Annotated in this window: 23 protein-coding genes; 13 read left to right on the top strand and 10 right to left on the bottom strand. The window is 64.9% G+C overall.

What is annotated here, in order from left to right:
- Positions 1–101 precede the first annotated feature (101 nt).
- Genes SKP52_RS17065 through SKP52_RS17055 form a run of 3 tightly spaced genes read left to right on the top strand, consistent with a single transcriptional unit; the run spans position 102 to position 2,463 of the window.
- Entirely contained in the window at positions 102–686 is a 585-nt protein-coding gene (locus SKP52_RS17065; protein WP_039576718.1) for a DUF1285 domain-containing protein, read from the top strand.
- A complete protein-coding gene (locus SKP52_RS17060) occupies positions 686–1,270 on the top strand; it encodes a CoA pyrophosphatase (protein WP_148309176.1) in 585 nt (194 codons plus the stop codon). Before SKP52_RS17065 ends, SKP52_RS17060 begins: the two co-directional genes overlap by 1 nt.
- Positions 1,267–2,463, top strand: coding sequence for a CCA tRNA nucleotidyltransferase (locus SKP52_RS17055; protein ID WP_039576711.1), 1,197 nt, complete (start codon positions 1,267–1,269; stop codon positions 2,461–2,463). Before SKP52_RS17060 ends, SKP52_RS17055 begins: the two co-directional genes overlap by 4 nt.
- Here SKP52_RS17055 and SKP52_RS17050 read toward each other — a convergent pair.
- Both SKP52_RS17050 and parC read right to left on the bottom strand, forming a co-directional pair.
- Positions 2,436–4,115, bottom strand: coding sequence for a putative bifunctional diguanylate cyclase/phosphodiesterase (locus SKP52_RS17050; RefSeq protein WP_228383684.1), 1,680 nt, complete (start codon positions 4,113–4,115; stop codon positions 2,436–2,438). The two genes, SKP52_RS17055 and SKP52_RS17050, sit on opposite strands and share 28 nt — an antisense overlap.
- 89 nt (positions 4,116–4,204) lie before the next feature.
- Positions 4,205–6,508: a DNA topoisomerase IV subunit A gene (gene parC / locus SKP52_RS17045; RefSeq protein WP_052208471.1), complete on the bottom strand. Its 2,304-nt coding sequence runs from the start codon at positions 6,506–6,508 to the stop codon at positions 4,205–4,207.
- A 99-nt stretch (positions 6,509–6,607) separates the two neighbouring features.
- Here parC and SKP52_RS17040 point away from each other — a divergent pair, with 99 nt between their 5' ends.
- Positions 6,608–7,936 (top strand): acyltransferase family protein, encoded by a 1,329-nt coding sequence (locus SKP52_RS17040; RefSeq protein ID WP_148309175.1) that lies wholly within the window; start codon positions 6,608–6,610, stop codon positions 7,934–7,936.
- A 295-nt stretch (positions 7,937–8,231) separates the two neighbouring features.
- Here SKP52_RS17040 and ctrA read toward each other — a convergent pair whose 3' ends face one another.
- A complete protein-coding gene (gene ctrA, locus SKP52_RS17035; RefSeq protein WP_037513859.1) occupies positions 8,232–8,939 on the bottom strand; it encodes a response regulator transcription factor CtrA in 708 nt (235 codons plus the stop codon).
- Between the two features lie 191 nt (positions 8,940–9,130).
- Positions 9,131–10,066, bottom strand: coding sequence for a LysR family transcriptional regulator (locus tag SKP52_RS17030; RefSeq protein ID WP_039576705.1), 936 nt, complete (start codon positions 10,064–10,066; stop codon positions 9,131–9,133).
- Positions 10,067–10,204: 138 nt separating this feature from the next.
- Here SKP52_RS17030 and SKP52_RS17025 point away from each other — a divergent pair, with 138 nt between their 5' ends.
- From SKP52_RS17025 to SKP52_RS17000, 6 genes are all read left to right on the top strand, one after another.
- A complete protein-coding gene (locus tag SKP52_RS17025) occupies positions 10,205–10,900 on the top strand; it encodes a pirin family protein (protein ID WP_039576702.1) in 696 nt (231 codons plus the stop codon).
- A gap of 125 nt (positions 10,901–11,025) precedes the next feature.
- Positions 11,026–11,622 carry an FMN-dependent NADH-azoreductase gene (locus tag SKP52_RS17020; protein ID WP_039576699.1) on the top strand — a complete coding sequence of 199 codons (597 nt, stop codon included), beginning with the start codon at positions 11,026–11,028 and terminating at the stop codon, positions 11,620–11,622.
- A gap of 383 nt (positions 11,623–12,005) precedes the next feature.
- Positions 12,006–12,689, top strand: coding sequence for an RluA family pseudouridine synthase (locus SKP52_RS17015; protein WP_039576695.1), 684 nt, complete (start codon positions 12,006–12,008; stop codon positions 12,687–12,689).
- On the top strand, positions 12,682–13,083 hold the full coding sequence (arfB, locus tag SKP52_RS17010; protein WP_039576692.1) for an alternative ribosome rescue aminoacyl-tRNA hydrolase ArfB: 402 nt from the start codon (positions 12,682–12,684) through the stop codon (positions 13,081–13,083). The genes SKP52_RS17015 and arfB overlap by 8 nt, the downstream gene beginning before the upstream one ends.
- Before the next feature lie 7 nt (positions 13,084–13,090).
- A complete protein-coding gene (locus tag SKP52_RS17005; protein ID WP_039576689.1) occupies positions 13,091–13,681 on the top strand; it encodes an SOS response-associated peptidase in 591 nt (196 codons plus the stop codon).
- A gap of 87 nt (positions 13,682–13,768) precedes the next feature.
- Positions 13,769–14,098 (top strand): PilZ domain-containing protein, encoded by a 330-nt coding sequence (locus SKP52_RS17000; RefSeq protein WP_160292439.1) that lies wholly within the window; start codon positions 13,769–13,771, stop codon positions 14,096–14,098.
- A gap of 8 nt (positions 14,099–14,106) precedes the next feature.
- On the opposite strand, the gene SKP52_RS16995 is transcribed toward SKP52_RS17000, so the two are convergent.
- On the bottom strand, positions 14,107–14,532 hold the full coding sequence (locus SKP52_RS16995; protein ID WP_039576686.1) for an EVE domain-containing protein: 426 nt from the start codon (positions 14,530–14,532) through the stop codon (positions 14,107–14,109).
- A 156-nt stretch (positions 14,533–14,688) separates the two neighbouring features.
- Between SKP52_RS16995 and SKP52_RS16990 the strand changes: the two genes are divergently transcribed.
- Both SKP52_RS16990 and SKP52_RS16985 read left to right on the top strand, forming a co-directional pair.
- Positions 14,689–15,618 (top strand): isopenicillin N synthase family dioxygenase, encoded by a 930-nt coding sequence (locus tag SKP52_RS16990; RefSeq protein ID WP_039581452.1) that lies wholly within the window; start codon positions 14,689–14,691, stop codon positions 15,616–15,618.
- The gene (locus SKP52_RS16985; RefSeq protein WP_039576685.1) at positions 15,618–16,688 is read left to right on the top strand and encodes an alpha/beta hydrolase family protein; all 1,071 of its coding nucleotides are present in this window, start codon (positions 15,618–15,620) and stop codon (positions 16,686–16,688) included. The genes SKP52_RS16990 and SKP52_RS16985 overlap by 1 nt, the downstream gene beginning before the upstream one ends.
- Before the next feature lie 63 nt (positions 16,689–16,751).
- On the opposite strand, the gene SKP52_RS16980 is transcribed toward SKP52_RS16985, so the two are convergent.
- The 3 genes from SKP52_RS16980 to SKP52_RS16970 are packed head-to-tail and all read right to left on the bottom strand — an operon-like array spanning position 16,752 to position 18,579.
- Positions 16,752–17,156, bottom strand: a complete 405-nt coding sequence (locus tag SKP52_RS16980) for a hypothetical protein (protein WP_039576681.1) — start codon at positions 17,154–17,156, stop codon at positions 16,752–16,754.
- Positions 17,132–17,950 carry a DUF1295 domain-containing protein gene (locus SKP52_RS16975; RefSeq protein WP_039576679.1) on the bottom strand — a complete coding sequence of 273 codons (819 nt, stop codon included), beginning with the start codon at positions 17,948–17,950 and terminating at the stop codon, positions 17,132–17,134. Before SKP52_RS16975 ends, SKP52_RS16980 begins: the two co-directional genes overlap by 25 nt.
- Entirely contained in the window at positions 17,947–18,579 is a 633-nt protein-coding gene (locus SKP52_RS16970; RefSeq protein ID WP_052208460.1) for a lysophospholipid acyltransferase family protein, read from the bottom strand. The genes SKP52_RS16975 and SKP52_RS16970 overlap by 4 nt, the downstream gene beginning before the upstream one ends.
- 124 nt (positions 18,580–18,703) lie before the next feature.
- Between SKP52_RS16970 and SKP52_RS16965 the strand changes: the two genes are divergently transcribed.
- Positions 18,704–20,116 (top strand): M20/M25/M40 family metallo-hydrolase, encoded by a 1,413-nt coding sequence (locus SKP52_RS16965; protein WP_039576677.1) that lies wholly within the window; start codon positions 18,704–18,706, stop codon positions 20,114–20,116.
- 12 nt (positions 20,117–20,128) lie between these two features.
- On the opposite strand, the gene SKP52_RS16960 is transcribed toward SKP52_RS16965, so the two are convergent.
- Positions 20,129–20,944 (bottom strand): ferredoxin--NADP reductase, encoded by an 816-nt coding sequence (locus tag SKP52_RS16960; RefSeq protein WP_039576675.1) that lies wholly within the window; start codon positions 20,942–20,944, stop codon positions 20,129–20,131.
- Positions 20,944–21,402: a hypothetical protein gene (locus SKP52_RS16955; RefSeq protein ID WP_052208458.1), complete on the bottom strand. Its 459-nt coding sequence runs from the start codon at positions 21,400–21,402 to the stop codon at positions 20,944–20,946. The genes SKP52_RS16960 and SKP52_RS16955 overlap by 1 nt, the downstream gene beginning before the upstream one ends.
- Between the last annotated feature and the right edge of the window lie 84 nt (positions 21,403–21,486).

Here is a 21,486-nt window from a genome sequence, read left to right as displayed (position 1 = left end):
GCTTACTCTACTCTGGATTGCCGCGTCGCTGCGTTCCTCGCAATGACGAAGGTTTGATTTCGTGGACTTGCACCCGCCGTCCGTCCCCCTATGTCGGAAACATGGCCACCCCCGCACCGTCTCTTCCCAAGGACTTCTCGCAGCTCTCGCTGACCGAAGCCGCCGAACTGCTCGCTGCGCGCAAGCTGCCGCCGGTCGATCAATGGCATCCCGAACGCGAGGGCGACAGCTTCATGGAAATCCGCGCCGACGGCAGCTGGTTTCACGAGGGCGGGCGCATCAACCGACCCGCGATGGTCAAGCTCTTTTCGACGATCCTGCGCCGCGAGCCCGACGGCAGCCATGTCCTCGTCACGCCCGCCGAAAAATTGAACATCGTCGTCGAAGACACGCCGTTCCGCGCGGTCGAGATGAAAAGCGAAGGCGAGGGCGAAGCGCGCAAGCTCGTTTTTCGCCTCGACACCGACGATCTGGTCATGGCGGGTCCCGACCATCCACTCAGCTTCGGCAGCGACGCCGACAACCCCGTTCCGCGGCTGCATGTGCGCGGCACGATCGGCAACGGGCTCGAAGCGCGGATCGATCGTGCGCTCTATTATGAGATCGTCGACACGGCGCTCGCCGAGGGTACAGAGCCGCCTGCGATCTGGACGAACGGTGCGCGTTTCCCGCTGGTGGACGGCTGATGCTCTCGGAAAAGCTGCGCGCCGCGCTCGATAATCTGCTCCCCGACGCGGGCGAGGACGAAACCTATCTCGGCACCCCGACCCTCCGCGATGCCGCAGTGCTGATCGCCTTCACCGACCGGCCCGATCCGGGCGTCATCCTGACCCAGCGGCCGCAATGGCTGCGCAGCCATGCGGGGCAGGTCGCCTTTCCGGGCGGCAAGATCGATCCCGGCGACCGCGACGCGATCGACGCCGCGCTGCGCGAGGCCGAGGAGGAAATCGGCCTCGGCCGTCACGACGTGATGATCGCCGGCGCGACCGAACCCTATCGATCGGGCAGTGGCTATATCATCACCCCGGTGCTCGGCGTGATCCCGCCCGACCTGCCGCTCGATCCCAATCCCGACGAGGTCGAGGACTGGTTCGAGGTGCCGCTCGACACTTTGTTCAATCCCGACAATTACACGCAGCATCATGCGAATTGGCAGGGCCAGGATCGCCACTATTATGACATGGACTGGCAGGGGCGGCGGATTTGGGGCGTGACGGCGGGAATCATCATCAATCTGGCGCGGCGGATGCCGTCGGGCTGGCACCGGTGACGATCCTTCCCGGCGCCGGATGGCGCGAACGACCCGGTCTACGCCGCATCGTCGCCGCGCTCAGCAGCGACGGCGGCGCGGTGAAGATCGTCGGCGGCGCGGTGCGCGATACTTTGCTCGGCTTGCCCGTCACCGACATCGACCTCGCAACCCCGTTGCTGCCGCAGGAGGTGACGCGGCGGCTCGAGGCGGCCGATATCAAGGTCATCCCGACGGGCATCGCGCACGGCACCGTCACTGCGATTGCCAGCGGCGACCATCATGAAATCACGACCTTGCGCCGCGATGTCGAAACCGACGGACGCCGCGCCACCATCGCCTTCGCCGACGACTGGCGCGACGATGCCGCACGGCGCGATTTCACGATCAACGCGCTCTACGCCGATCCCGATAGCGGCACGATCGACGACTGGTTCGGCGGTCTTGCCGACCTGAAGGCCGGGCGCGTCGCCTTCATCGGCGACGCCGCGACGCGGATCGCCGAGGACCATCTGCGTATCCTGCGTTTCTATCGTTTCGCGGCGCGCTTCGGTCGCGGCGCACTCGACGCGGTCAGCCACGCTGCGGTGGTGACCGCGCGCCAGTCGCTCAAAAGCCTGTCGCGCGAGCGCATCGCCGACGAACTCACCAAGATATTGGCGCTGCCCGATCCGCGCGCGATCGTCGGCCAAATGGCCGCCGACGGTATTTTCGCGGTGCTGCTGCCCGAACTCGATCCGGACTTCGCTGCCGCGCTCGACCGGCTGGTCGCCAATGAGGAGGCCGCAGCTGTGCCTGCCGCGCCCTTGCGCCGTCTTTCGGCGCTGCTTCCCGCCGACGCCGCCATCGCCGAACAGGTCGCAAGCCGGCTGCGCCTGTCGACGCGCCATCGCAGACATCTCGCCGCGCTCGGTGGAAGCCGCGCCGATGTCGGGCGGCCGATCCGTCAACTCGCTTATGCCATCGGCATCGATGCGGCGCGCGACGTCCATTTGCTCGCCGGCGATCCCGCGGCACTGGCGGTTCTGGCTGACTGGACTGTCCCCGAAATGCCGCTCAAGGGCGGCGACATCGTCGCGCGCGGAATCGCGGTCGGCCCAGAGGTCGCGCGCATCCTGAAAGCGGTCGAGGCCGAATGGGTGGCGGAGGATTTTCCCGATGCGTCGCGCGTGGCGCAGCTTGTCGATCAGAAGATCGGCCGCACCAGCGACTGACGCCAATAATCCAGCGCGGATTTTCCATCCATCGGCCGCGCGAACAGGAAACCCTGCCCGAAATCGCACCCGAGCGCCGACAGCAGCCGCGCCTGGTCGGCGGTCTCGACGCCTTCGGCGGTGGTCTTCATCCCCAGCACTTCGGCCAAGCTCTGGATCGTGCGGACGATCGCCACCTTGTCGCGGTCGTCGACCATATGTTCGACAAAGCTGCGGTCGATCTTGAGCACGTCGATCGGCAGGCGCTGCAAATAGGCGAGGTTCGAATAGCCGGTGCCGAAATCGTCCATCGCGACGCGCGCGTCGAGCGCCTTCAGCTCGCTGAGCACCGACAGCGCAAGGTCGGGGTCCCCGATGATAGCGCTTTCGGTCAGCTCGATCATCAGCCGTTCGCCGCCGATCTTCTGGCTTTCGAGCGCCTGGCGCACCACCGCGGCGACATCGTCGCGTACCAGCTGGATCGCCGAAACATTGACCGAGAAATAGGCGTCGACGATCGCGCCATTCTGCTGGTCCCAGTCGGCGAGCACCGCCGCCGCCTTGCCGATCGCCCATTGGCCGAGCGGGACAATCAGGCCCGAATCCTCGGCGATCGGGATGAATTCGGTCGGCGACACCGCATGGCCGCTGCTATGGTCCCAGCGCGCGAGCGCCTCGAACCCCGCAACGCGGCCGCTCGACAGCTCGATCAGCGGCTGGAAGGCGAGGTGGAGCCGGTCTTCCTCGATCGCGTTGCGCAGCTCGGTCTCCATCCCGAAGCGATTGTCCGAAAGCATCGCGGCTTCGGGTTCATAGATTTCGATGCGGTCGGTCTGCTTCGCGCGTTTCAGCGCGATCTGGGCATGGCGGAGCTGGTCGGCGACATCGGTGTCAGCTGCGGGCTGGATCGCACAGCCGAGCGCGCAATCGACGCTGACCTTCAGCTTGCCGATACGGAAAGGATGGTCGAAGCAACCGCGGATACGCCGCGCCATTTCGCGGACATCGGCGCGGCCTCCGGTAACGCGCGTCGATATCGCGAATTCGTCGCCGCCAGTGCGCGCCAAAATGTCGCCGCTGCGCAGGCTCGATTTCAAGCGCCGCGCGACGGTGATGATCAGCTCGTCGCCCGCCATCGGCCCGATATGTTCGTTGATGCGGCTGAAGCGCGCGAGGTCAAGCAACAGGATCGCATGGTCCGCGCCGGAGCCTTCGTTCCGCGCGCGCTGTTCGACCAGCTCCTCGAATCCGGCGCGATTGGGAAGCCCGGTCAGGCTGTCGGAAACAAGCTCGCGGCGCAGGTTGCGCTCGGTCATCATTTCCTGCGTCCGGTCGATCAGTGTCAGCAGGAACAGCCCGTCGTCGCCCGATTCGGTGGGCAGCGGGCCGATCGAGCCGCGCAGGTCGCGCGCCGCGGGCCCGTCGCCAAGCTGGCACGAAAATTCTTGCGATTCGTCCGGATTTTGCGACGCGCGCTCGATCGCGCGCAGCATCTCGATCGGCGCCTCGACCCCCGCGGGCGACAAGCTCAGCCGATCGAACGCGGCATTGCTGGCATGGAGCCGGAAATTGCCACGCGCCATCGGTCTGATCAGCGCGGCCGGAACGGGCAACGCGTCGATCCAGCCGACAAACAATAAGGGCCGGTCTTCGCCGGTTCTATCGATAGGCATAATAGAGGGTTTTGTGCGACCTTTCCCCATTGGCCCATGCCTAGGTTATGGGAAGTAAATAAGCGATTTACGGCTAGCTTGAATTGCGGTCAGCCGAAGCGATTGTTCCGCGGGAAACCGGTTGGAGGCATCCGTCCGGCGGCCCCGCGCGCAACGCGCCAGGGGGCAAGGTCGGTTTCGGTCCGCGTGCGGCCGGTGTCGCCGCCCATCGCCCAGCTCAGTCCGTCGGCAAAGGCGAAGCTGACGGCATCGGCGAGCCCGCCGTCGCGGTAGCGTTGCAGCATCACGCCCTGGCCGCGCGCCATCACCGGCACCTCGGCGAGCGGGAAGACGACCAGCTTGCGGTTTTCGCCAACCACCGCAACGCTGTCGTCGGACGACGAAATCGGCCTGACGAGGGCAAGCGCCGCCTTGGGCTTGAGGTTGACGACATTGCGCCCCTTGCGCGTTTCGGCGACGACTTCGGCCATCTGCGCGATAAAGCCGTGGCCGCTCGACGAGGCGAGCAGCAGCCGGCCCTCGGCACTCGCGGGGATCATCGCCACGATCTTCGCCTCGGGATCGATATCGACCATCAGGCGCAGCGGCTCGCCGAACCCGCGCCCGCCGGGCAGCTTGTCGGCGCCGATGGTGAAGAAACGCCCGTCGCTCGCCGCGATCAGCAGCTTGTCGGTGGTCTGGGCATGCGCGGCGAACAGCAACTCATCGCCTTCCTTGAACTTGAATTCGGCCCACTGGTCGGCGGCGACATGGCCCCGCTGGGCGCGGATCCAGCCGCGCTTCGACAGGATCACCGTCACCGGCTCCTTCTCGATCATCGCGTCGAGCGGAATATCGCGCGCCGGAGCGGCTTCGGAAATCGTCGTGCGGCGCGCGCCGAGCAGCGTCTCAAGCCCGTAAACCGCGCGCAGCTTTTCGAGATCCTTGCGCAGCCGCGTCTTCTGCCGCGCGGGGCTCTCGACCAGCTTGACCAGCTCCTCGCGCTCGGCGGTCAGGTCGGCCTGCTCGCGTTTCAGCTCCATTTCCTCGAGCTTGCGCAAGGATCGCAGCCGCATGTTGAGGATCGCCTCGGCCTGCCGGTCGGTCAGGATGAATTCGTCGATCATCACCGGCTTCGGCTCATCCTCGGTACGGATGATCTCGATGATCCGGTCGAGGTTGAGGAAGGCGATGATATAGCCCGCGACCAGTTCCAGCCGGTCGTCGATCTTGTTGATGCGATGCTGCGCACGGCGGACGAGCACGACGATCTGGTGCATCAGCCATTCGGTGAGCAGCTGGTGCAGCCCCATCACCTTCGGCGTGCGCGTCGCGTCGAGGACGTTGAGGTTGAGCGCGAAGCGATTTTCGAGGTCGGTCAGCCGATAGAGGCTTTCCTTGAGGATATCAGGATCGACGTTGCGGCTCTTGGGTTCGATGACGATGCGCAGATCTTCGGCGCTTTCGTCGCGAACATCTTCGAGGATCGGCAATTTCTTGTCGGCGATCAGCTGCGCGATCTGTTCGATCAGCTTGCCCTTGGCGACCCCGTACGGGATCTCGCTGATGACGAGCTGCCAGGTGCCGCCGGGTTGCTTCTCGATCCCGCTGTCTTCCCAGCCGCCGCTTTCCAGCTTGCCGGTCGAAAAACGCGCGCGGACGCGAAAACCGCCGCGCCCGGTTTCATAGGCGTGGGCGATCGTCTCGGCGCTGTCGACGACGATGCCGCCGGTCGGGAAATCGGGGCCTTTGACATGTTCGAGCAGCTCGGACAGCTCGGCCTGCGGATTTTCGATCAGCACCAGCGCCGCGCCAATCACCTCGGCGGCGTTGTGCGGGGGGATGTTCGTCGCCATGCCGACCGCGATCCCGCTCGCGCCATTGGCGAGCAGGTTCGGGAACAGCCCCGGCATGATCTCGGGCTCTTCATCTTCGCCATTGTACGTCGGCTTGAAATCGACCGTGCCCTCGTCGAGCCCCTGCATCAGGTCGACCGCGACGCGCGTCAGCCGCGCCTCGGTATAACGATACGCCGCGGCATTATCGCCGTCGATATTGCCGAAATTGCCCTGGCCGTCGACGAGCGGATAGCGGAGCGAGAAATCCTGCGCGAGGCGGACCATCGCGTCGTAAACCGCGACATCGCCATGCGGGTGGAATTTGCCGATGACGTCGCCGACGACGCGCGCCGACTTCTTGTAACCCTGCGACGGGTCGAGCCGCATCGCGCGCATCGCCCACAGCAGGCGGCGATGCACCGGCTTCAGTCCATCGCGGAGATCAGGCAGCGACCGCGCGGTGATCGTCGACAGCGCATAGACGAGATAGCGTTCGGACAGCGCACTGTCGAACGGGGTATCGGTCATGCCGGGGACGGGTTTGGGATTGTCGGGATCGTCGGTGGTGCTGGCCATTGTCGGGAGCCGATAGCAAGGCTGGCGCGCCAAGGCAAAGGCTTGCGTTGCGGCTTGGCGAGACTAGCTTGTGGTTTCGATCTGGGGAGGGGCGGTATCTTGAGCGAAGCCACTGGCGTTGTTCGCAAAAGCATCTGGTCGCGGGCGCGGGAGATGGCGCAGCAGGCGCCGCCCGAACGCAATCGCTACGTCGATTTCCTCCGCGCGCTGTCGATTCTGGCGGTCGTCGTCGGTCACTGGCTCGTCGCCGCGCCCTATATGAAGGACGGCGCGGTCGAGGGTGGCCATCTGCTCGGCATCCTCCCTTGGACGCAGTGGCTGACCTGGGGTTTCCAGGTCATGCCGCTCTTCTTCCTCGTCGGCGGCTTTTCGAACGGCGTGTCGTGGGCCGCGACGCAGCGCAAGGGCGGCAGCTATGAAAGCTGGTACAGCGGGCGGCTCCAGCGACTGATCAACCCGGTGCTACCCCTATTCCTGATCTGGACGCTCGTTGCAATGTTCGGGACGCTGGCGGGGATCGAGCGCGGCGTCGTCGCGATGGCGGCACAACTTGCGCTGATCCCGGTGTGGTTCCTGTCGGTCTATCTGATGGTCGCCGCGGTCGTGCCGCTGACCTGGCGGGCGTGGAAGCGCTGGGGCTTCGCCTCCTTCTGGGCGCTCGTCGCGGGCGCGGTGGCGATCGACGTCGCGGCGCTGCGTTTCGATGTGCCCTACGTCAATTTCCTCAACTTCGCCTTCGTTTGGCTCGCGATCCACCAGCTCGGCTTTGCGTGGAGCGAGGGACGGCTGGCGCCGGACAGGGCGCTTTTATGGGGCATCGGCGGGCTGGTCGCGCTCGGGCTGCTCGTCGGCTTCGGGCCCTATCCGGTCGCGATGATCGGCGTGCCGGGAAGCGGCCTCAGCAACTCGATGCCCCCGACGCTCGCCTTGCTTGCGCTCGGCATCGCGCAGGCGGGCTTCGCGCTCGCGCTCGAACCCGCGGGGCGGCGGATGCTGGGCAATCTCCGTATCTGGACCGGCGTCGTGCTCGTCAACGGCATGATCATGACGATATATCTCTGGCATCTCACCGCCTTTGTCCTCGTGATGATCGCGGCGTGGCTGCTCGGCGGCATCGGCCTCGATGTGGCGCCGGGCAGCGCAGCATGGTGGCTTGCCCGTCCGGTCTGGTTCATCCTCTACATCGCCGCGCTCTTCCCGCTGATCATGCTCTTCGCGCGCTACGAACGCGCGAGCAAGGGCAGCGGCGAGGTGCCGCACTGGCGTCTGATCGTCGGGCTGCTCCTCATCTGCGCCGGCCTCGGCGCGACCGCGGCGATCAGCATCGCGAGCCCGCTCGGCGTGACGGGCGTGCGCCTCTGGCTCGTCGCGCTTCCCTTTTTGGGCGCTGCGGTTGCGCAATTCGGTCCGATTCACCGACTGACGTAATCGCGGGCGTGATGCGGGCGGGCGGTAGAGACGGGCACCGGGAATGGCCGGTAAGGGGTGGTGAGCGGACGCCCCCACATTCGTCATTCCCGCGAAAGCGGGAACCCAGGGGCTAGGCCAGCCGACGGGCGCGCTGGATCCCCGCTTTCGCGGGGATGACGAAGTATTAAATGGAGCGAACGCCATTGGTCGTTAGCGGCCTTCCAGCTCACACCGCAAACACCACCCAAAAGAAAACCGGCGCGGATCGCTCCGCGCCGGCTTCCCTCGGTAAACTTGCGCGAAGCGTTCCGCGTCAGGCGACGCGGCGCACTTCATTGCCTTCGTCGTCGATATCGCGAAGGACATAACCGCGGCCCCAGACCGTCTCGATATAATTTTCGCCGTGGCAGGCGAGCGCGAGTTTCTTACGCAGCTTGCAGATGAAGACGTCGATGATCTTCAGTTCGGGCTCGTCCATCCCGCCATAAAGGTGGTTCAGGAACATTTCCTTGGTGAGCGTCGTGCCTTTGCGGAGGCTCAGCAGCTCGAGCATCTGATATTCCTTGCCGGTCAGATGCACGCGCGTCGTGTCGACCTCGACCGTCTTGGTGTCGAGGTTGACCGCCAGCTTGCCCGTCTTGATGACGCTCTGGCTGTGGCCCTTCGACCGCCGGACAACCGCGTGGATGCGGGCGACCAGTTCGTCGCGGTGGAACGGCTTGGTGACATAATCGTCGGCGCCGAAGCCGAACGAGCGCACCTTCGAATCCATTTCCGAAATGCCCGACAGGATCAGCACCGGCGTCTGCACCTTGGCGGTGCGGAGCTTTTTCAGCACATCATAGCCGTGCATGTCGGGCAGGTTCAGGTCGAGCAGGATGATATCGTAATCATAGAGCTTACCCAGGTCCAAGCCTTCCTCACCCAGATCGGTGGTATAGACGTTGAAGCCTTCGGTCGTGAGCATCGTATCGATCGCTTTCGCGGTCGTCGGCTCGTCCTCGATCAGCAGTACGCGCATTGGGCACCCCTTTTTCCACGATAATCCCGCGAACCGATCGCGTGACCACCAAGGATGTCACCGACCAACCCCCCGTTGCAGGACTGCCGGAACATTAACCACGAAACTAATGAAGGGAAAAGGTTAATTTTGATTTAACCCGCAGGACTCAACGAGTCGCGGCCATTTTGCAACACTGGTTGCGCCGACTTTTACCTTCCGTGGAGCGCCAGATAATGATCATGCGCGCCGGTGCAGGAAATCTTGAGCGCGTCGACCAGATGATCCGAAAGCGCCCGCACGCGCGCCGGACGCAGCCGAGAAGGCGGCGACAGCAGGTGCAGGTACGACTGCGGCAACGACCAGTCGGTCAGGATCGGAACCACCGCGCCCGACGCCAGTGCTTCGGCCGCGATGAAGTCGGGCAGGGAGGCGATCCCCACCCCGGCGACGACCAGCGGCACCGCGATATCGCCATTGTTTGCGAACAAAGGCCCGGTCGGCAGCACCGTCGCCTCTTCGCCCTTGCGATGGAAATGCAGCGGCATTGCGCGCTGGCGGTGGCCGTAGCCGATCAGCCGGTGGCCCGCGAGTTCGAGCGGGTGCTTGGGCGTGCCATGCTTATCAAGGTAGGCGGGGCTCGCGATTACGGACGCCGCTACCGGCGCGATCGTGCGCGCGAGCAGGCTCGAATCGGCGAGTGGCGAAATGCGCAGCGTCAGGTCAATCCCTTCGGCGACGGGGTCGTTGCGCGCGTCGCTCAGCAGCACCTCGATCTCGACCGCGGGATGCTGTTCGAGGAACGCCGCGAGGGGCGGGCCGAGCACCTTGATCCCGAAACTCATCGGCGCGGCGAGGCGGATCGGCCCCGCCAGGTCGACGCGGTCGCCGCGCGCCGCCTCGGTCGCCGCGGTCGCCGCCGCGACCATCGCGCGCGCCTCGTCGAGCAGCCCCGCGCCTGCCGTCGACACAGCGACGACGCGTGAGCTTCGGTGCAGCAGGGTGATGCCCAATGATGCTTCGAGCCGCGTCACCGCCTTCGACACGCTCGCCTTCGACAGCCCGAGCGATGCCGCGGCCGCGGTAAAGCTGCCGCCATCGGCCACGGCGACGAAACAGGCCCAGCCTTCATAGTCGGGAAGCGCCACGCGATAGCTCCTGAATGGAAACGATGGTTTTCCATCTACGCTATTTTAGAAACGATCGAAATGCCTATTTTGTCCTCAACAGATGAGCGCCACCGGGCACCTAAAACACCAGGGCGGCCACCAAGAAAGGACAAGGCCATGATCGACATCCGCAAATTCGACACGCTGGGCCACGCCAACCACGGCTGGCTCGACGCCCGTCACCATTTCTCATTCGCCAATTATCACGACCCAAAACGTATGGGCTGGGGCGCACTCCGTGTCTGGAACGACGATGCCATCGCGGCGCAGGCGGGTTTCCCCCCGCATCCGCACCGTGACATGGAAATCATCACCTATGTCCGCACCGGCGCGATCACGCACCGCGACAGCATGGGCAACACCGGCCGCACCGCAGCGGGCGACGTCCAGGTGATGAGCGCCGGCACCGGCGTCACGCACAGCGAGTTCAACCTCGAGGACGAAGAAACGACGCTGTTCCAGATCTGGATCATGCCCGACCGTGACGGCGGCAATCCCGGCTGGGGGGCGCGTCAGTTTCCCAAGAATGACCGTTCGGGCCAGTTCATCACCCTGGCGAGCGGCATCGAAGGCGACGAAGCGTTGCCGATCCGTGCCAACGCCCGCGTCGCTGCGGCGACGGTGAACGCCGGCGAGAGCGTCTCCTACGACCTCGAAGCCGGGCGCCACGCCTATCTGGTCGCCGCCAAGGGCCGCATCCGCGTGAACGGCGAGGATGCCGATCCCCGCGACGGCATCGCGCTCCGCGATGTCGGCACGATCATGGTCGAGGCGCTCGACGACGCCGAACTGGTGCTCGTGGACAGCCTCTGAAAAAGCCCTCGGGCCGCCGACGTCCCCCTCCCTGACGGCGGCCCACCCTGTGCCGCGAGTTCCCCCGGGCTCGCGGCACCCCTCTCCCCAGCTGACAACCCCGATTACAAACAAGGAGTAGTTCGATGACCAATATTCTTCGTATCGATGCCAGCGCCCGCAACGACGGGTCGACCACGCGCCAGCTTTCGGGCCAGCTCGTCAACCATCTGCTCGAACAGGGCTATGGCGCCAAGGTGGTCCATCGCGACCTCGCGCTCACCCCGCCCGCGCTGCTGACCGAAGGCTGGGTCGGCGCGAACTTCACCGACGACGCCGATCGCAGCGACGAACAAAAGGCGCTGCTGGCCAGCTCGGACGAACTGATTGCCGAGCTTGAAGCTGCCGACACGATCGTCATCGGTGTACCCGTCTATAATTTCGCGATCCCCGCCGCGCTCAAAGCCTGGATCGACCTGATCGCCCGCGCCCGCCGCACCTTCCGCTACACCCAAGCCGGCCCCGAAGGCCTGCTGACCGGCAAGAAGGCCTATCTGGTCGTCGCATCGGGCGGCGTTCCCGTGGGCAGCGACTATGATTTCGCGACCGGTTATCTGCGCCACGTCCTCGGCTTCGTCGGCATCACCGATGTCTCGATCATCGCCGCCGACCAGCAGATGATGGACGGCGAAGCGCTGAACCGCGCGACCGCCGCGATCGGTGAACTGAAGCAGGCTGCCTGACCCGAACGCTATCTCGCGAGCCGGTTCCTTTCGTTTGGCCCGCCGATGATGGCGCGGGAGCCCAGTCCGGCGGAGGTCCCCCTCGCTGGGCTGGGTGTCTTTTTGGCGCGGGCGTTGCTGAGGGGGATGCTACAAATGGCGGCTAGCGACCGGTTGCGGCCGTTGAAGGATTTGCTCTCTCCCCTTCAGGGGAGAGATACGAAGGCTTGCCGGTTTTACCGGCTAGCCGCAGTTGAGAGGGGCTTGAGCTGCTTCCGCCCCCTCTCCCAACCCTCTCCCCTGAAGGGGAGAGGGCTACGTCCGTTTCCCACCCCAAAGCCGCCGTCCCCTTTCCGCACGACGTTTACGCTTTCGACTGAACGCCGGCCCGCCTATAGCGCGCCATGCTCCTTTCAGACCGTGTCCTGTTCCTCGACGGCGAGGCCCTCGTCATCGACAAGCCCGCTGGCCTGCCCGTCGACGCCCCGCGCGACGGCAGCATCAGCCTCGAAAATCATCTCGATCTGCTCAAGTTCGGGTTCAAGCGGTGGCCGCTCGCGGTCCACCGGCTCGACCGCGACACTTCGGGCTGCCTGCTTCTCGCGCGCAATCCCAAGGCGCACGGCCGCTTCACCCGCGCATTCGAAAGCCGCGAGGTCGAAAAACAATATCTCGCGATCGTCGAAGGCGTGCCCGATGGCGACGGCGGCACGATTGACCTGCCGCTTTCGAAGGTTTCAACTGCCGAAGAGGGCTGGCGCATGGTGGGCGACCCGAAGGGCAAGCCGTCGGTATCGCACTGGGAAAAGCTCGCCGTCGTCGGGACACGCAGCTTGCTGCGTTTCCGTCCCGAAACCGGCCGTACGCACCAGTTGCGCGTCCATGCGCTCGAAGGGCTCGGTTTCGCGCTCGTTGGCGATCCCGTCTATGGGCGCGGAGGTACCAAGACGCGTACCTTGCTCCACGCCGAACGGCTGGTGGTAAAACGTGACGTCAAGCCGTCTATAATTGCCGAGGCACCGTTTCCCGACAGCTTCATCGCCTTGGGCTTCGCTGCGCCGGAGGGAGCGGAGCCCACGCGTGGCTGAGATACCGGAAAGCGCGATATCGGAAAAATTCCTGGCCGGCACCGGGCCCGGCGGACAAAATGTCAACAAGGTCGCCACCGCGTGCCAGCTGCGCGTCAACGTCTATGCGCTTGGCCTTGCCCCCGATGCCTATAAGCGGTTGAAAACCCTCGCGGGCAGCCGGATGACCACCGAGGGCGAGCTGATCATCCTCGCGCGCCGCTATCGCACGCAGGAAGCCAATCGCGCCGACGCGCGCGAGCGCCTGTCCGACCTGATCGACGCCGCGCTCGTGCGCCCCGAACGGCGGATCAAGACCAAGCCGAGCAAGGCGGCGAAAGCGCGCCGCGTCGACAGCAAGAAAGCGCGCAGCTCGGTTAAAGCCGGTCGCGGACGGGTGCGCGGAACCGACTAGTCCCGCGATGACTAATCTTTACCGCCTCGATGTCCCTGCCAGCACGATCGCCGCGGCGTTCGGTGCCGAGGCGGGCAATGACCCGTGGACCGGCGATTATGTCGCGCCCGGCCGCCCCGCACCGGTGATCGTTAGCGACGGCGGCGGCGGTGCGCGCCGCTATCTGCGCCCGAAATTATGGGGCGTCCCGCCGCCGCCGCAGGGCGCCCAGCCGGTAACCCACGTCCGAAATCTGCAAAGTCCTTTCTGGATCGGCACGCTGCGCCACGCCGAACTGCGTTGCCTGATCCCGGCGACCGCATTTGCCTATTGGTCGGGCGGCGAGGGGGCACGGCGCCAGCACTGGTTTTCGCTGCCGTCGCGGCCGATCTTCGCCTTTGCCGGCGTGCTGCGCCAAGGCGAGGATTGGCCCTGCTTCGCGATGCTCACGACAGAGGCGAACCGGCTCGTCGCGCATCACCAGCCAAAGGGCATGCCGGTCATCGTGCATCCAGAGGATTATGCCACCTGGCTCAGCGGCGAATGGCGCGCCGCGGTTGCACTCGCAGCGCCTTTTCCGAGCCAGTTGATGGCAGTCGGCGACGCGCCACCGGTATAGGCGAATTTCACCATATAACTTCACTTTGCGATAACCAACGGCGCCGTAAAAGCGGGCGAATCAAAAAAACAACGCAGGGACCAAGCCGTGTTGGGGAATCGCACCATCGAAACCAGGAAGCCGCCGGCCGCCGGCCGCGGCGCCGAGCGCGCTCCCGTCACCGCGCGCGCGCGTTTTCGCGAGCCGGGGCTTAACCCTTTCGACGTCGAATTGTTCGACCTGTCGTCGACCGGCTTTCGCATGGTCACGTCGTTCCGGCCGGAAATCGGCAAGCATATCTGGGTGAACCTGCCCGGGCTTCAGCCGCTGGAGGCCGTCGTCCGCCGCGCCGATGGCAACAATTACGGCTGCGAGTTCGTCAACCCCCTTCATGTGTCGGTGGCGGCACACCTGCAGGCCAAGCTCCGCGGCCAATAAGCGAGGGGTCAGCCCTCGGGCTTCTCGGACTTTTTCAATATATGCTTCCACTCCTCGGGCGTCACGCGCCCGACCGACAGCCGCGACTGGCGGATCAGATCCATGTCGGCGAGCTTCGGATCGGCCTTGATCGCCGCCAGCGTCACCGGATTGGCAAGCGCGCGCACGGGCGCGACGCGAACGATAACCCAGGGCGAGCCCTTTTCGGCGGTTGGATCAGGCGAAGCCGTCTCGGTGATCTTCATGATCCCGACGCATTCCTTGCCGATATTGCTGTGATAAAAGAGCGCCTCGTCGCCGACCTTCATCGCCATCAGGTTGAGCTTCGCGGTGTGATTGCGCACGCCGTCCCACATCCCCGTACCTTCACGCACGAGCTGCTCCCACGGATAGGCGTCGGGTTCGGATTTCATCAGCCAATATGATTTTGCCATGCGCTCTCTTAGCAAGCATCGCCGGTTTGAAAAGAGCGAGCCTCTTTCCCTGCCCAACCTCTTTCCCTGCCCAACCTCTTTCCCTGCAACGCCCGCGGCCCTACATGCGGGGACAGAGTCGCGGAGGCTTGGCCTGCGCCCAATATGGATGATGATATGACTGCCGCAGTTCCCACCATTTCGATGTCGCTTCCCGCCGACCAGTTCGCGAAAGACTTTGGAGCGTCCTTCGAACGCTTCGGTTTCGCGATGATCACCGATCATGGCATCGACCCGGCGTTGATTGACGAGGCGTGGGACAAGGCGAAGGCGTTCTTCGCGCTGCCCGAAGAAACCAAGCGCGCCTATCATATCGCCGGCGGCGGCGGTGCGCGCGGCTACACCCCGTTCGGGACCGAGATCGCCAAGGGCGCGAAAGAGGTCGACCTCAAGGAATTCTGGCACGTCGGCCGCGACCTCCCCGCCGGCCACCGCCTTGCCGCGCAGCAGCCGAACAATGTCTGGCCCGCCGAGGTCGAAGGCTTCCGCACCGCCTATGACAAATTATTCGCCGAATTCGATCGCGTCGGCGGTCGGCTGTTGTCGGGTATCGCGCGCTACCTCGGCCTCGCGCCCGACTTCTTCGACGATACGATCGCCGACGGGAACAGCGTGATGCGCCTGCTCCACTATCCGCCCGTCGAAGCACCCGCGAAGGGCATCCGCGCCGAGGCGCATGAGGATATCAACACGATCACTTTGCTACTCGGCGCCGAAGAGGCGGGCCTCGAAATCCTCGACAAGGATGGCAGCTGGCTTCCGGTCAGCCCGCCGCCCGGGGCGATGGCGGTCAATGTCGGCGACATGCTGCAACGGCTGACCAACAACAAGCTGCCCTCAACCACTCACCGTGTCCGCAACCCCGACGCGGGCCGCGCGAGCGTCGCGCGCTATTCGATGCCCTTCTTCCTGCATTTCCGTTCGGACTATCCGATCAAGACGCTTGAAAGCTGCGTCGACGCGTCGCACCCGAACCTCTATCCCGATCCGATTACCGCCGACGAATATCTGCAGGAACGGCTGCGCGAGATCGGGCTCAAGAAGTAATGCGTGCGGCGGCTGGCTTGCTCGCGCTCATGGCGGGCCTCGGTTCGCTTCAGCCTGTGTCGGCGGCGGAGAAGACCGCTCGCCTGCCATGGAGTGCTCCAGCCACGACCGAAGTCGTGACGGAGAACAGCCGCTTCAAAAGCGGCGGTGCCGAGCTTGCGGGAACGCTCTATATGCCCGCCAGCCGCAAGCCGGTGGCCGCGATCGTCGTGACGCACAGTGCGTCGTCGCCATTGCGCGGCGGCTCGCTCTACGATCATCTGAAAACGATCCTGCCCGCGCTCGGCATCGCGGTCTTCACCTATGACCGGCGCGGATCGGGTGAGTCGGGTTCGGAAACAGCCGGCGGCAATTTTACGATCCTTGCCGACGACGCGATCGCTGCCGTCGAGCACCTCAAAACCGACCCGCGCATCGATCCACGGCGTATCGGGACCTGGGGTTTGAGCCAGGGCGGATGGATTTCGCCGCTCGCTGCGTCGCGAAGCCCCGATATCGCCTTCGTCATCGCGGTATCGGCGCCGGTGGTCACGGCCGACGCCCAGATGATCTTTTCGTCAACGAACCACCTCAAGGCCAATGGCTATTCGCAGGCGGATATCGACCAGATGGTCGCGGCGCGAAAGGCGGTCGACGGCTATATGCGCGGCACGGTGAACCGCGCCGACGCGCAGACAAAACTCGACGGCATCAAGACCAAACCGTGGTTCAAATATCTCTACATGGGCGAAACCTTCTGCGACCGCGAAGTGTCGGGTTGGCGCAAGGAGATCGAGAATGATCCGCTGAAGAATCTGGAGGCGGTTACGGTGCCGACGCTCGTCCTCTACGGTGCCGATGACGCGGTGGTGCCGGTCGCCGATTCAGCGCAGCGGTTGAAAAACGTCGCGTCGCGCATGCCGAAGCTGCAGGTCCATGTGATCGCGGGCGCGGATCATGCAATGGCGATGTCGGCCGACCTCAAAACTTCGCTCGATCCCAAGAATGACGGCACTGAGCGACCGGATTCGCCCGAATATTTCGCGCTGCTGTCGAGCTGGCTCGCCACGCAGGGGCTGGTTGGGAGCTAAACTGGAAGAAGAAGCGGGATCCCTGCCCCGTGGGAATGACGGATATCGGTCGAGTGATGCTGCCTACTGCTCGGCCCAATAATCGAATGCGATCTGTTGCTGTTCCCTTATAAACCGCGCCGCCGCCGGACCCTCCCATGGGCCGTCATAGCCGAGCAGCAGCGCCGTTCCGCCAACCCACCAGCCTTGCCCGGGCAGCCGGTCGCTTTCGCGCACCACCAGCACCGCCAGGTCGGGCTCGCCGTCGATCGCGCACAGGCGATCGACTTCCTCCAGCGTCCGGCACACTGCGCGCATCTTGGGCCGGGTGAAGCGGAAACCGAGGTCGCCGAGCAATTCGGAATAGCTAACGCTGCGTCCTTCGCGCGCCGCCGCGGTCAATATCGCGCGGATACGTGGCGCGTCGCCGAGCGCCGATACATCGGCCGGGCTTTCCTCAGCCCCTAGACCTTGGTCTTTGGCGGCCATGGAAGGAATCCGGAGGTGCGCTTTACATAGTCGGCATAATCGGGGCGCGTCTTGCGCAGCCCCTTTTCAAGCAAAGCCTTGCCCGACCACCGGGTGAGGGTGAAGGTCAGGAAGATCGGGCCGACGATGCTCGCGAGCGCGGGCGCCCAGCCGAGGTCGGCGACGACGAGCCAGATGCCCCACCAGGTCAGCGCGTCGCCGAAATAATTGGGATGGCGCGTGTAGCGCCACAGGCCGGTGTCGAGCACCTTGCCCTTGTTCGCTGGGTTCTTGCGAAAGGCGTCGAGCTGCGCATCGCCGATGCTTTCGAACGCGATCCCCACCAGTGCCGCCACCGCGCCGATCCAGCCGGGCGCCCCGACGCTGCCGTCAGGAACACCAGCGCTCGCCCAGATGCCGATCTGCGCGGGCAGGCAGGTGACAAAAAGCAGCGGCGCCTGCGTCAGGAAAACCATGACGAGCGCGGTCTGCGCCCAGCTCCACTTCCGCTTCTCCATCGAGAGCGCGAGGATTTTCTTGTAGCGCGGGTCTTCGCCGTGGCTCGCCCAGCGTATCGTGAGATGGATCGCGAGCCGCAGCCCCCACAGCGTCGTCAGGCCGAGCAACAGCTTGGCGTGCGCCCCGTCCGCGCCGACCTGCCACCATGTCCCCCACGCCAGCAGCACCATGCCGAACGCCCAGAAGGCGTCGATGAAAGACACGTCGCGGATCAGCGTCGCGATGCCCCACAGCAGCAGGATCATAGCGAGCAACCCGCCGAAATTGATCGCCAGCAGCAAAAGGGCATCACTCATGCGCGCATGTCCGGTACCTCATCGACGCCGACGATATCATCGATCGAGCGCGCCTGCCGCTCGGGGAATCGAGCGCTATGGTTCCTATATACCTCAAAAACCTTCAGCATGTCGGCGCGAAAGTCGCCCGTCGGCCAGATCAGCGGGCCGAGCCCGCCGGTCTTGGTGCTATAGTCCATGAAGCCGACCACGAGCGGCACCCTGGCGGCCATGGCGATCTGATAGAATCCGGTGCGCCATTTTGCTGCCTTGCCGCGCGTCCCCTCGGGCGCGACGGTCAGCATGAATTCGGCACGGCGCGCAAATTCGTCGGCCATCTGCTGCACGACATTGCCGCCGCCGCGGCGATCGACCGGCACGCCGCCCATCTGGCGGATGAAGCCGCCGATCGGCCAGCGGAACAGCGACAGCTTCGCCATGAAAAAGGGTCGGATCTTGAGGTCGGCGGTCAGGCCGAGGAAATTGACGAAGTCCCAATTGCTCGTGTGGGGCGCCGCGATCAGGATGAAGCGCCGCGGTTCGGGCACCTCGCCAACCGCCTTCCAACCGCGCATCCGGTACAGCAGCAAAAGCAGGCGGCGCACCGCGCGCGCCACCAGCCCCGGCGGGTCGTCATCAATTCTCGTCACGCTTGGTCCTCTCCCTCGGGCCGGATTGCGCGAAAGCCTCTCGCCGCGCAAGGGGGGGCGCATCGCGGGCTTGCGGGCGCCGGGTCTTTCTGCTCCCTTCATCCGCAAAACAGGGGAGAAAATAATGAAGTCGCTGTCCGCCCTGCTGGTGTCCGCCATGCTGCTTACCGCGCCCGCAATCGCCGCCGAGGCGCAGCCGCGCCCCGATCAACTGGCGTTCCGTGATCTTTACAAGGAACTGGTCGAAACCAACACGACGCTGTCGTCGGGCAGCTGCACGCTCGCCGCCGAACGCATGGCGGCGCGGCTGAAGGCCGCGGGCATCCCCGATAGCCGGCTCACCCTGTTTGCAACCCCCGAAAATCCGAAGGAGGGCGGCCTCGTCGCCGTCTATCCGGGCACCAGCAAGAATGCGAAGCCGATCCTGCTCGTCGCGCATATCGACGTTGTCGAGGCGAAGCGCGCCGACTGGGAGCGCGACCCGTTCAAGATGGTCGAAGAGAATGGCTATTTCTATGGCCGCGGCACCGCCGACGACAAGGCGCAGGCGGCGGTGTGGGTCGATACGCTGATCCGCTTCCAGCAAGCAGGCTATAAACCGAAACGCACGGTCAAGGTCGCGCTGACCTGCGGCGAAGAAACCAATGGCGCGTTCAACGGGGTCGAATGGCTTGCCGCGAACAAGCGCGACCTGATCGACGCCGAATTCGCGTTGAACGAAGGCGGCGGGGGGGACAGCGATGGCAAGGGCAAAGTGATTGGCCAGTCGGTGCAGGTTGGCGAAAAGACCTTCGCGAACTTCCGCTTGGAGACAAGGAATCCCGGCGGGCACAGCTCGGCGCCGGTGCCCGACAATGCCATCTACGAACTCTCTCGCGCGCTCACCAAAATCGCAGACTATGACTTCCCGGTCGAGATGACCGACACGACGCGGCGTTTTTTCGCCGAAGCCGGCGCGGCGCGCGGCGATGAGACGGGGAGGGCGATGGTCGCGCTGGCAAAGAACCCCGCCGACAAGGCCGCCGAGGCGATCGTCAACAAGGATCCTTTCCTGCATAGCAATCTGCGCACCACCTGCGTCGCGACATTGCTCGATGGCGGCCACGCACCAAATGCGCTGCCGCAGCGCGCCGGGGCGAACATCAACTGCCGCATCTTTCCGGGGCACAGCATCGAATCGATCAAGGACGAACTCGCCAGGGTGATCGGCGACCCCGGCGTCACGATCACCCAGCTGCCGCCCAAGCGCCCCGCGCCGCCCGCCCCGCCGCTCGATCCGAAGATCATCGGTCCGATGCAGAAGCTGGTCGATAAATATTGGCCGGGGCTGAAGGTCATCCCTTCGATGGCGAACGGCTACACCGACGCGACCTTCCTCGGCGCGGTCGGCATCCCGACCTATGGCATCCCCGGCATGTGGGGCGACCCCGACGGCAATGGCGCGCACGGCCTCAACGAACGCATGGAAGTGCGCTCGGTCTATGTCGGCCGCGACTATATGTTCGACCTGGTAAAGGCTTACGCCGACAAGCCTTGAGGGCGTTTCGCCCTAACCGACGAACGCGCGCTCGATGACGAAGTCGCCGGGCGATGCGTTCGACCCTTCCTTGAAGCCCAATTCCTCGAACCGGGCCTCTAGGTCGCGGATCATCGCCATGCTGCCGCACATCATGATGCGGTCGGTGGCGGGATCGAAGGCGGCCGGGCCGGTCAGCGGATGGCCGAAGAGCGACCCATCTTCGATCAGCGCATCGATACGGCCCGTCGTGCGGAAGGGCTCTCGCGTGACCGTTGGCAAATAGTGGAACTGAAGGAGCGCCTGATCCTGCACCAGCGGATCGCCCGCGAGCTGGCTTTCAAGCTCGTCGCGGAACGCCAGGTCGCTGACCTGCCGCACGCAATGGACGAGCTGGATCTGGCTGAACCGCTCATAGATATCGGGATCGCGCGCAAGGCTGAGGAAAGGGGCAAGGCCGGTGCCGGTCGACAGCAGGAACAGCCGCTGGCCGGGCAGCAGCGCGTCGGCGACGAGCGTGCCGGTCGGCTTACGGCCCAGATAAACCGGATCGCCCGGCTGGATCTTCTGCAGCCGCGAGGTCAGCGGGCCGTCCGGCACCTTGATCGACAGAAATTCCAGTTCGTCGGCATACGCCGGGCTTGCGATCGAATAGGCGCGCAGCAGCGGGCGGCCTTCGCCCGGCAGGCCGATCATCACAAATTCGCCCGAGCGGAAGCGGAAGCTCGGCGGGCGGGTGATCGTGAAGCTGAACAGATGCTCGTTCCAGTGGCGCACCGAACGCACCTCCTCGACGGTCAGCGAGGCGGAGGGGGCCAGCTTGGCGGCTTCGGCAATACGGTCACTCATCACTTTGAACTTTCCTGATGTGTCATGGCGCCGGCCGCGAGGGCCGACATATCGAATCCCGCCGCGACCAGCCGGTCGATCGCCGCGCCCATCGCTTTGGCGATCGAGCCGACGCTGTCTCCTTCGGCCATCAAGGCCAGCGCCCTGCGGGCATTTGCCACGTCCCCAAGCGAAATATCGCGCCAGAGTCCAAGCAGAATTGCTTCATCCTCTGAAATCTGGAGGCATGGCATCGGCGCGAGCAGCAAAGTTTCGACCGCATCGCTGCCGATCAGCGCCATCGCGACGTGAAAGTCGGGCAGCGCGCCCGCGGCATTTACAGCGACAAAGCCGCGATGCAAGCGCTGCGGCGGACATTGTCCGCGCTCGGCCGCACAGACCCAACCGCGCATTGCCCAGAGCAGGAAGCGTCCGCTGTTGCCAAGGCTGTCCACCGGGCGGTCGATAAAGGCGTACATCGGTGCCCTTTCCAGCGTACGCGGGATGCGGTGCTGGCGGGCTTATATGTTATTGCGAGTCATTTGCAATTCAAAAATTCTATC

Source organism: Sphingopyxis fribergensis, from assembly GCF_000803645.1.
GTDB classification, from domain to species: Bacteria; Pseudomonadota; Alphaproteobacteria; order Sphingomonadales; family Sphingomonadaceae; genus Sphingopyxis; species Sphingopyxis fribergensis.
This window is presented reverse-complemented; position numbering and strand designations above follow the sequence as displayed.